The organism is Microbacterium yannicii (genome assembly GCF_024055635.1).
Lineage (GTDB): Bacteria > Actinomycetota > Actinomycetes > Actinomycetales > Microbacteriaceae > Microbacterium > Microbacterium yannicii.
This window is the reverse complement of the sequence record NZ_JAMXMB010000025.1, coordinates 247,364-258,010: the sequence shown is the minus strand read 5'-3', so window position 1 is coordinate 258,010 and position 10,647 is coordinate 247,364. Positions and strand designations below refer to the sequence as shown.

8 protein-coding genes are annotated in these 10,647 nt (G+C 72.0%); 2 read left to right on the top strand and 6 right to left on the bottom strand.

Going from position 1 to position 10,647, the window contains the following annotated elements; all coding sequences use genetic code 11:
• Nucleotides 1–72: 72 nt before the first annotated feature.
• Entirely contained in the window at nucleotides 73–1,284 is a 1,212-nt protein-coding gene (locus NCG93_RS10915; protein ID WP_194414084.1) for an amidohydrolase family protein, read from the top strand.
• 11 nt (nucleotides 1,285–1,295) lie between these two features.
• Here NCG93_RS10915 and NCG93_RS10910 read toward each other — a convergent pair whose 3' ends face one another.
• On the bottom strand, nucleotides 1,296–1,868 hold the full coding sequence (locus tag NCG93_RS10910; RefSeq protein ID WP_194414083.1) for a TetR/AcrR family transcriptional regulator: 573 nt from the start codon (nucleotides 1,866–1,868) through the stop codon (nucleotides 1,296–1,298).
• Between the two features lie 51 nt (nucleotides 1,869–1,919).
• On the opposite strand from NCG93_RS10910, the gene NCG93_RS10905 reads away from it, so the two are divergent.
• The gene (locus NCG93_RS10905) at nucleotides 1,920–2,393 is read left to right on the top strand and encodes a DUF1772 domain-containing protein (RefSeq protein ID WP_194414082.1); all 474 of its coding nucleotides are present in this window, start codon (nucleotides 1,920–1,922) and stop codon (nucleotides 2,391–2,393) included.
• Between the two features lie 168 nt (nucleotides 2,394–2,561).
• Here NCG93_RS10905 and NCG93_RS10900 read toward each other — a convergent pair whose 3' ends face one another.
• From NCG93_RS10900 to NCG93_RS10880, 5 genes are all read right to left on the bottom strand, one after another.
• Entirely contained in the window at nucleotides 2,562–3,935 is a 1,374-nt protein-coding gene (locus tag NCG93_RS10900) for a hypothetical protein (protein WP_194414081.1), read from the bottom strand.
• A 221-nt stretch (nucleotides 3,936–4,156) separates the two neighbouring features.
• Nucleotides 4,157–5,995: a DEAD/DEAH box helicase gene (locus NCG93_RS10895; RefSeq protein WP_372495974.1), complete on the bottom strand. Its 1,839-nt coding sequence runs from the start codon at nucleotides 5,993–5,995 to the stop codon at nucleotides 4,157–4,159.
• Nucleotides 5,996–6,246: 251 nt separating this feature from the next.
• A complete protein-coding gene (locus NCG93_RS10890; RefSeq protein WP_194414080.1) occupies nucleotides 6,247–9,114 on the bottom strand; it encodes an FtsX-like permease family protein in 2,868 nt (955 codons plus the stop codon).
• Between the two features lie 142 nt (nucleotides 9,115–9,256).
• A complete protein-coding gene (locus tag NCG93_RS10885) occupies nucleotides 9,257–9,979 on the bottom strand; it encodes an ABC transporter ATP-binding protein (RefSeq protein WP_194414079.1) in 723 nt (240 codons plus the stop codon).
• Nucleotides 9,976–10,620, bottom strand: coding sequence for a PadR family transcriptional regulator (locus NCG93_RS10880; RefSeq protein ID WP_194414078.1), 645 nt, complete (start codon nucleotides 10,618–10,620; stop codon nucleotides 9,976–9,978). Before NCG93_RS10880 ends, NCG93_RS10885 begins: the two co-directional genes overlap by 4 nt.
• Nucleotides 10,621–10,647: the final 27 nt, after the last annotated feature.

The following is a 10,647-nucleotide window of genomic DNA, read 5'->3' as shown; positions in this document are numbered from 1 at the left end:
CACCCCTCGTCTGTCTCCGAACGCGGTCGTGCCTCGGCGCGCCGCGCGGCGGCATCGCCCGGAAGGACCTTCGTGATCATCCGCAACGTGCGCCCCTGGGGCGCCGACGCCGCCGATATCCGCATCGAGGCAGGACTCATCGCCGCGATCGAGCCTCACGACGAGGCAGCATCACCGGCGGCGGACGACGTGGACGGGCGCGCGCGACTCGCTCTCCCGTCGTTCAGCGACGTTCACGTGCACCTGGACTCCTCTCGCATCGGGTTGCCCTTCCGTCCTCACACCGGCGCGCCGGGCGTGTGGGGGATGATGCTCAACGACCGGGACAACTGGCGCCATACTGACGTGCCGCACGCCGAGATCGTCGCGGGCACCCTCGAACAGATGATCGCCCGGGGCACCACACGTGTGCGCACGTACGCGCAGGTCGACGTCGACTGCAAGCTCGACAAGTTCGACTCGGTGATGGCGTCGAAGGAGAAGTTCCGCGATCACGCCGAGGTGCAGGTCATGACGTTTCCGCAGGCCGGCATCCTGCGGGAGGCCGGCACCGTGGACTATCTCGAGGAGTCGCTCAGACAGGGCGCCGACGTCATGGGCGGGATCGACCCCAGTCAGCTCGACCGCGACCCGGTCCGTCACCTCGACATCGTGTTCGGCCTCGCCGAGAAGTACCACGTCGAGGTCGACATCCACCTGCATGAGCCTGGTGCACTCGGCGTCTTCAGCACGGAGCTCATCCTCGAACGCACGCGTGCGCTGGGCATGCAGGGCAAGGTCACCATCTCGCACGCCTACGACCTGGGCTCGGTCTCGGAGGCTGTGAGCCGCCGGCTGATCGACGAGTTCGCCGAGCTGGACGTCGCGATGGCGACCATCGCACCGTCGACGACCGCGCATCTGCGGCTCGTCGATCTCGTCGAGGCCGGGGTGCGCGTCGGCCTCGGCGAGGACGGTCAGCGTGACTACTGGAGCCCGTACGGCAACTGCGACATGCTCGACCGCACCTGGCAGCTCGCCTTCGTCAACGGCTTCCGTCGCGACGACCACATCGAGCTCGCGCTCGCCGTCGCCACGATGGGCGGTGCGTCGATCATGAGCCACGAGTCGCCGCGGGTCGCGGGAGTGGGGGATCGGCCCGGTGTCGCCGTCGGCGACCGCGCCGACCTCGTGCTCGTCGATGGCGAGACGCCGACGAGCGCCGTGATGGACCGCGGCTCCGACAGGACAGTCGTCCACGACGGCCGCGTCGTGGCTGACGGGCTGCGCGTCGTCGGGATCTGACGCGCCGGCCGTCAGGCGGCGCGCGTGAACAGCTCCGCGATCGCCCCCTCGCGCACGGCGTCGAGGCGGGGATCCAGGCGATCGTGCGCGGCCAGCTGGCTCGCCCCGTGCAGGAGGCTCCACAGCAGTTCCGCGCGCACGGTGCGGTCACGGGCATCCACTCCGCCGACCGCCTGCTCGAGCATGCCGAACCCCTCGCGCAGCACCGCGGGGGTGTCGCTCGCCGCGAAGACGACACTGGTGCGCGCCGTCGACATCGCCTCGTACACGGCGGGATGTGCCCGCGCGAACGCGAGGTAGCTCGCGATCACGCGGGGAAGCGCGTCGGCGGCGCCCTCCGTCCCGGGGGACCGCATCGCGTCGGCGAGGTCGGCGTAGCCCTGGATCACGACCCTCGCCACGATCTCGTCGCGACCGCCGGCGAAGTGCCGGTACAGGATGGGCTGGCTCACACCGACCGCGTCCGACAGCCGGCGCACGGTCACCGCCGCCCATCCCTCCCGCTCGGCGATCTCCCGGGCCGTCGCCACGATCCGCACTTCGCGTTCGCGGAATCTCTCTGCCTCTTGCGCACTGCGTGCCATCTCGCTATGTTAGCACCGCTAACTGTTAGCAGTGATAACACCAGGAGAAACATGGACCTCATCACCGGCGCCACCGCCACCCTCGCAATCCTCGCCCTCGCCGTCATCTACGGCACCGACGTCGTGTCGGCAGTGGTGCAGCGACCCGTCTATGCCGAGCTCGACGACCGCAGCCTCGTGCAGGTGACCGGGCGCGGCCACTACTACGGTGACCGCCGGCTGCCGGTCGTCGGCATCCTCGGCACGGTGCTCACCGCCGCCACCGCGGCTCTGGCCCTCATCTGGGGCACGCCGCTCATCGGCACGACGGCGGTCGTCGCGCTGGTGCTGCTGCTCGTCTGGCTGACGCTCTTCGCCCGCATCTCGGCGCCCATCAACAAGGTGCTGACGCGCGCCGCGCTGGCCGACGAGGTGCCGGCGAACGCGCGTGCGCTGCAGGCCCGCTGGGAGTCGATCATTCCGCTGCGTGCCGTGCTCCTCGGACTGTCGCTGCTGCTCCTGTGCGCGACGATCCTGTTCGGGTGACCTGACAGAGCGCATGCCTCGACCCGGCGCCATGCGCCGGGCCGAGGCATCCGCTCTGCCGGGAGGCCTGCCACCGAAGCGGCGCCTGCTTCCGCGGCGGCCGAAAGGCCCCGCGCCGCCGAAGGGCCCCGCGGGTGCCGGCGGGCAAGGAGCCGGAGCGGTCGGCGATCAGTCGATGAAGCCGTCGAGGATGCTGCCGATCACCAGGCCGCCGAGGATGCCGCCCATGAGGTCGCTGCCGCCGCTGCGGCGACCGCCGCCCCAGCCCGGCTGGCCGTAGCCCTGCTGACCGTAGCCCGGCGCACCCCACTGGTCGGGCTGCGGACGCGCCGCGTCGATGTCGCGCTGCGCGAGCTGCAGCGCCTCGCTCGCGAGGAACGCCGCGCGGCGGGCCAGGGCGAACGCCTGCTCGCGGTGGTCCTCGTCGATCGCGGTGACCGCCGCGGCCGACGTGCCGAGGAGGCGATCCAGGTCGAGGCGCACGCGCTCGGCCTCGGCGAAGCGTGTGCGGGCGTCGGCGCCGATCCAGCCGCGGTGTCCGGCGATGACGTCGCGCGAGACGGCGATCTGCCGGTCGGCGTCGTCGATGGCGTGCCGCACGTGCTCGAGGGGAGGGATCGGACGCGCGGCGCGCTCGCGGGCGGCCGCGATCGCGGCATCCAATCCGGCATTCGCCTCGCGGAGCCGCGTCAGCTGCTCGAACGGATCGGTGTTCACTCCCGCTGCCGGCAATGCGGCCAGGGCGGCCTGCAGCTCGGCGATCGCGGCGCTGACCGCGGGGGACTGGGGCTCTCGGAGCGCGACCACGATGTCGCCGCGGGAGTCCTCGACGATCGCCGCGAGCGTCGACTCGGCGCGCAGGGCCTCGACCTCGAACGTCTCGACGGCGTCGATCAGGGTCTCGGCCCGGCGCACCGACTCGGTGCACGCCTCGAGCGCCATGTTCGCCTGCTCGCGTTGCCCGGCCTCGCGTCGTCGCTCAGCGACGCCGGCGCTGTGCTCCGCGAAGCCGAGCAGCTGCTCCGCCTCTGCCGGGTTGGCCTCGATCTGGGCCAGGGCGTGCGGCGAGTAGCGAACGGCCAGGCGTTCGACGGTGGCTCGCGCGTCGGGCAGGCGCAGGCGCAGGCGGGCGGCATCCGCTCGCACGTTCGCGATGATCTCGGGAGCGCGACGCGCGCGCTCGATCGCTGCCGCGAGAGCCGCGGTGCGGTCGTCGAGCAGGTCCTCCGCCCAGTCGCAGAGCTGCACGATGCGCGCGTTGCGCGTGCGGAGCTCTTCGGGCGTGTCGGGGATCTCGTCGTGGTTCAGCTGGTGGAGGTGGAACGCCTCCTGCAGGTGCGTGCGCACCGATTCGACAGCCTCGCGCAGGTCGTTGGTCGGCCCCGCGCCCAGTTCGGCGTCGGCGAAGGCGAGCTCGTCCGTGGTGAGACGAAGGCGCTCGTCGGCCGCGACCAGCGCCTGCTGGGCACGGCGCGCCAGATCGGCGTCCTGCGTGTTCAGTTCTTCCTGCTCGCGCTTGCGTCTGCCCCAGAATCCGGCCATGGATCGATCCTACGGGCGCTGCTGAGAGCAACCTGATGCGGGCGACCGTCGGTGGGGATTGTTCGCGCACAGCGTGTCCCACCGCATGACGCGGTGCAGGTTCGCCCCCGACGCGAAAGGCGGGCGGGGCCACGAGGGTCCCGTCCGCCTTTCGCATTCCGCCGTGCGGGGCGGCTCGTCGCCCGATCCGCCGTCACGTACGGGGAAGGGCGACGGACGCCTCAGCTGTCGCTGCGCTTGTGCCGCGGCTTGCGCGGCGGACGGTCGTCGTACGAGGGGCGAGTGCTCGAGTCGCCGTAGCTGCGGCTGCCGGAGCCGCGGTCGTCGCGGCGGGGACCGGATGCAGAGTCCGACCGCCGCTGCGGGCGGCCGCTGTCGGGACGCAGCTCGATGAGCTGCCCCGAGATGCGCGTGTCGGCCAGACGGTCGAGAGCCTCGCGGGGAAGGTTCGCCGGAAGCTCGACGAGCGAGAAGTCCGGCATGATCTTGATCGCGCCGAAGTCGTCGCGACGCAGACCACCCTCGTTGGCGAGTGCGCCGACGATCTGGCGGGGCTCGACGCGCTGGCGCTTGCCGACGGCGATGCGGTACGTCGCGAAGCCCTCCCGCGGGGCACGGCGCTCGCCGCGCTCCGGACGATCGGCGCGATCCGGACGGTCGCCGCGGTCGGCGCGCTCGCGTGTCGGGGCCGGAGTCGCGTCGGGCTCGAGGAGCAGCGGGGTGTCGCCCTGGGCGACCACCGCGAGGGCCGCGGCCACGTCGGCCTCGGGGACGTCGTGATTGCGGACGTAGTGGGCGACGATGTCGCGGAACGCCTCGATGCGCTCGGCCTCGCCGAGGGCCGCCGTGATGCGGTCGTCGAAGCGCGACAGTCGTGTCACGTTGACCTCGTCGACGCTCGGCAGCGGGATCTCCGTGAGGGCCTGGCGGGTGGCGCGCTCGATCATCTTGACGAGACCCCGCTCGCGCGGCGTGACGAAGCTGATGGCGTCCCCGGTGCGGCCGGCGCGACCGGTGCGGCCGATGCGGTGCACGTAGGACTCGGCATCCGTCGGGATGTCGTAGTTCACGACGTGCGAGACGCGCTCGACGTCGAGGCCGCGGGCGGCGACGTCGGTCGCGACCAGGATGTCGAGCTTGCCCGACTTCAGCTGGTTGACCGTCTTCTCGCGCTGCGGCTGGGCGATGTCGCCGTTGATCGCGGCGGCGGAGTACCCGCGTGCCCGCAGCTTCTCGGCGATCTCCTCGGTGACGCTGCGGGTGCGGCCGAAGACGATCATGGCGTCGAAGTTCTCGACCTCGAGGATGCGCGTGAGGGCGTCCATCTTCTGCTGCCACGCGGTGATGAGGTAGCGCTGCGAGATGTTCGCCGAGGTCTGGGTCTTCGACTTGACCGTGATCTCTTCGGGGTCGCGAAGGTACTGGGACGCGATGCGCCGGATCTGTGCCGGCATGGTGGCCGAGAACAGGGCGACCTGCTTGGTGGCGGGCGTCTCGGCGAGGATCGTCTCGACGTCCTCGGCGAAGCCCATCTTCAGCATCTCGTCGGCCTCATCGAGCACCAGGTACTGCAGCGCAGAGAGGTCGAGCGTGCCCTTCTCGAGGTGGTCGATGATGCGGCCCGGCGTTCCGACGACGATGTGCACGCCGCGCCGGAGAGCCGAGAGCTGCACGCCGTAGCCCTGGCCGCCGTAGACGGGGAGGACGTGGACGTCCTTCAGATGACCGGCGTACTTCTCGAACGCCTCGCACACCTGGAGCGCGAGCTCGCGGGTCGGGGCGAGCACGAGGGCCTGCGGCGTCTTCTGCGACAGGTCGAGCCGATCGATGATCGGCAGCGCGAACGCGGCGGTCTTGCCCGTTCCGGTCTGGGCCATGCCCACCACATCGCGGCCGCCCAACAGGGTCGGGATGGTCGCCGCCTGGATCGCCGAAGGCGTCTCGTAGCCGATCCCCTTCAGCGCCTTGAGGACGGGCTGGCTCAGCCCGAGGTCGGAGAAGGTGATCGCTGCGGGCTCGGTCGGAGCCTCGGTCTCGATCTGGTCAGCGTCGGTGTGCACAGTTAAGCGTAGCGGGAGCCGCCTGTGAGGCGACAGGATGCCGCGCCCAGGCGCCGCTCTCAGGGCGCCGGGCGTTCACGGGCGCTCGGTAAGTTCCGAGATGTCGATCGGCTGCGTCGGCGGCAGCGCGAGCGAGGCGGCGTCGATCGCCGGCAGGTGCGAGGTCATGGCAGGTCCTTTCGCGGGGCCCAGGGTGCAGGCCGTTCGTCGTGTGCGTGTCGTGCGAGGGGCGGTTCGTCTCGGGCGATACCTCACGCGATCGCGGTGCGGCGGGTCAGATCGGGCTGCCGCGGCGGCACCAGCCAGTTGACCAGCGCGATGGCGACCGGCAGGCCGAGGCAGAACGCCGCCAGCACCTGCCACGGGATGTCGCCGAGCAGGAGATCGCCCCGCGACTGGATCGCGAAGCCGATGGGAGGAAGGATGCCGGCGACGGCGCCCGCGACGGCGCCGAAGCCCGCGATGATGAGACCCTGCCAGAATCCGATGTTCCGGCGCAGCAGCGGCGTCCCGCCCACCGCGGCCAGCGTCGCGTCGTCGGGCCGACGTTCGAAGCGGGCCAGTCCGAGTGCCACCGCGCTGGCCCCGAGCACCAGGACGGCGACGACCGAGAGCAGGGGGACCATCCAGGCGGCGTCGCTCGGCGGCCCCGCCTCGACGCTGTAGCCCAGCGTGAAGTCCTCATCGCTCGCGAGCTCGACCTGCGTCTGCAGGCGGTCGCGCTCCTCCGTCGACAACGGTGCGTCGAGCGAGGCGATCACCCGCTCGGGGGCGGCGGTGATTCCGAGGCGATCGGCCGTGGCGGGGGCGATGGCGATCGCGGTCGGCTGCAGCGGGGCGTCGACCGCGATCGCGTCGAGCCGCTCCTCCCATGTCGGTTCGGCGATCCGCTGACCGCTCCAGGGGATCCAGACATTGCTGGGCATCCCGTCCATCAGGTCCCCACCGGACCACGCCGCGATCGTGACCTCGCTGTCGGTGATGTAGCGGTGGTCCGCGACGATCGCCCCGCCGTCGCGGTAGGCGGCGCGTTGGCCGGGCGTCAGCGGGACGCCGAGCACCGTCTCGAGATCTTCGGGTCGTACCACCGACAGTGGATTATCGGGATCCTGGCCGTTCGAGATGTAGCTGTCTTCCACTTCGGGGTCGAGGAGGTGTTCCCGGGGAAGCAGCGCGATCGCCAGGGAGAGGTCGTCGGGGACCTCGTCGGCGGAGCCGTAGCTCCAGTGACTCGGCTGCTGCCGCTCGATGACGGCGACCCTGGTGGCGCCCGCGTCCTCCGCGACGTCGACGGCGGCGGCGGCACCGGTCTGCGCACCCTCCAGGTCGACGACCCCGGCCGTGCTGTCGGCGCCGGGCCAGATGCTGATCGAGAGGCTCCTGAGCGGCGCCGAGTAGTACCAGGTGCGCGCATTCTGAGCCGTCTGCATCGAAGACTGCGAGACCGCGAACACCCCGATGAACACCGTGGCGGCGATGGCGGCGAAGGCCGGCACGGTGCGGCCCGCGTTGGCCGCGGCATCGCGCGACGCGATGCGAGCTGCGAGCCCGACGCGCGACAGGACGCGGGACGTCGTCCACAGCAGCCAGCCGCCCGACATGAGGATGCCCACCTGGGTGAGGATCGGACCGACGACGATGCCCAGCGCGGGGATGTACCGCAGCGGGTTGTCGCCCGTGAGGTCGGAGATGTTCACCGCAGCGACCACGAAGGCGCACAGCAGGGTGGTGGCGACGCCGACGAGGAGGACGACGGAGCCCCACACCGGCCGCGCCACTCCCGGCTTCTGCGGGCGCCGCGCGCCCCGGAGCGCGCGCAGGGGATCGGTGCGGGCGACGCTGCGCGCGGGGACCAGTGCGGATGCGGTTCCGACCACGACCGCGAACACGAGGATGGCGGCGAGACCCGGCCACGGCACGTGGAAACCCCAGTACTGCGTCGCGCTGCCGTCGGCGGTGAGGCCCATGACGCCAGCCGCGACTCCCGCCCCGAGGACGAGGCCTGCCGCGCCGCCGAGAGCGCCGAGCGTCGTGCCCTGCAGCAGGATCATCCGCGACAGGTCGCTGCGGTTCGCCCCGACGCTCGCGGCGACCGCGAGCGACCGCTGCTGACGTCGCGCGGCCACCGCGAATGCCGCGCCGGCGAGCATGACCACCACGTACGCGGCGAAGAGTCCGCCCGCCGCGACGACCAGTACGGTGGGCCAGATGTTCATCCACTCGTCGAGCACGGAGCCGCGCACTTCGTCGCGCAGCTGCGTCGGCGGATCGAGCACCACCGCGCGCGAGTAGGCGACGACGCCGTCCTCGTTCAGAGCCTGCACGTCCTCCCACGACAGTGCGGGCGCGGGCAGGTACCACCGCCGCTCGCCGCCGATCAGCTCCCGCAGCTCGGCCGTGCCCGGCAGGAACACCGCGCTCGCCGCATCCGGCAGGGTCGCGGCATCCAGCGTTCCGACGATCTCGAAAGTGCCGGCGCCATCGGCCAGCGTGAGGTCGCCGCCGATCTGAACGCCGAGCCTCGCGAGGGTCGCCGGGGTCACCATCGCCTCACGGGCGTCCGCGGGGCGCTCGCCGTCGACGAGGTCGAAGGCGCCCGAGAAGCGCGAGTCCCACGCGTCACCCGTCCACGCGCCGATCAGACCCAGTCCACCCGGCGTCTCGATGCGCGCGGTGGCGCTGGTGAGCAGGATCGTCTCGGTGCCGGCCGGCAGCGCGCTGATCGGGTCGTCGGCGATCGCGCCCTCGGGCACCTCCCAGCTGCCGTCGTCGTCGGCGGGGTAGCCGGTCCACTGCGGCTGGGTGGGGGCCTGCCAGAATCCCTCGCCTGCCACACCGGCGGGAGCGACCCACGCCTGCATCTCGCCCAGCTCCGCCCGCACCCTGTCTTCGGGTGTGCCGAGGCTGCTCGCCGCGTAGATGCCGTAGGCGGTCATCGCCGCGATGGGGAGTGCGACCAGCGCGACGATGAGCAGGCTCGACAGCCTGGTGCGGCGCACCTGCCTGCGAGCCAGGCGCACGGCGACGCGCCACCGCGACCATCCGCCGCCGCGCGGACGTGGGGGAGCGGCATCGGGCTGCGCGCTCGCCCCAGTGGGGGCCTCGAGAACCTCCGTCATCGCGCCGTCGTCTCTGAGGACCGGAGGGGACGGGAGGAGCGGAGGAGAGGGGAGGAGCGGGGGAGGCTCCGGCGCGGATCCGCCCTCCGCCCGTCGCAAGTCCTCCGCTCGTGACGCGCTGCACCGCCGGAGGGCGGCGAGGTCACCGCACGTCCCCGGCGAGCAGCGACTCCGCGCCGGCGCGGCGGGACTCGTCGATGATGCGCCCGTCGCGCAGGAACACGATGCGGTCGGCGAAGGCCGCATGGCGGGCTTCGTGGGTGACCAGGATGCCGGCGGCTCCGGCATCCACCCGCGCACGCAGCATCTTCAGCACCAGCTCGCCCGTGACCGAGTCCAGCGCGCCGGTCGGCTCGTCGGCGAGGATCAGGCGCCGCCCGCCCACGACGGCCCGCGCAATGGCGACACGCTGCTGCTGGCCGCCCGAGAGATCGTCGGGGTACGCGTCCCCCTTGTCGTCCAGCCCGACCGAGGCGAGCGCGTCGCGCCCGGCCCGCCGGGCCACCCGGGCGCGGAAGCCGTCGAGCTCGAGCGGCAGCGTCACGTTCTCGAGCGCCGTGAGCGTCGGGATGAGGTTGAAGTCCTGGAACACGAAGCCCAGCGACCGTCGGCGCAGGCGTGCCAGCTCGCGGGGCGACTGCTCGCTGAGATAGGCGCCCTCGATCACCACCTCGCCCGTCGTCGGCGTCGCGAGCCCGCCCGCGATGGTGAGGAGCGTGGACTTGCCGGATCCGGACGGCCCCATCACGGCGACGAGCTCGCCCGGGCGCACCTCGAAGTCCACGCCCGACAGTGCCGAGACGGCAGTCGCGCCGGTGCCGTACTGCTGCGTGACGCCGATGAGCCGCAGCACCGCCTCGGTCAACGCACCGCCCCTGTGGCGGAGGGCGTCTCGTCTCGCTTCGGCTGCTCGACGACCGGGTCCTTGACCGGTCGCCCGCGCCGGGGCTTCTCGGTCGAGAGCTCGAGGGACATCGCGTGATGGGGATGCAGCGCCAGGCGCTGCTCGGAGTGATCGAGCCAGCGCACCTCGGCCTCGGCGGCGAAGATCATCGAATCCACGACGAGCGACCAGGCCAGCTCCTCCGGGCCGTCCGGATTGGCGCCGGCGTACTTCGCGCGGTTCAGCTCCTGCAGCTGCGCCAGCGACGCCCGCCGCTGCGTCTGGACGATGGCCGACACGTCCACGCCCGGCAGCGTCGCCGCGACGGCCAGCTTGATGGCGAGCTCGTCGCGGGTGCCCTGCGTGCGCTGAACCGGCGAGGCGAGCCACGAGCGCACCTCCTCGGCTCCGGCATCCGTGATCTGCCAGTACACGTGACCGTGCTCGTCGACGTCGCCCTTCTCGACGAGCCCGTCGCGCTCGAGGCGATCGAGCGTGTTGTAGATCTGCCCGACGTTGAGCGGCCAGGTGGACCCGGTGCGGCGGTCGAACTCGGCGCGCAGCTGGTAGCCGTAGCACGGGCCCTGGTCGAGGATCGCGAGCAGGCTCTGACGAACGGACATGGGTTCTCCTTCGGGGCGGAGCGTCGG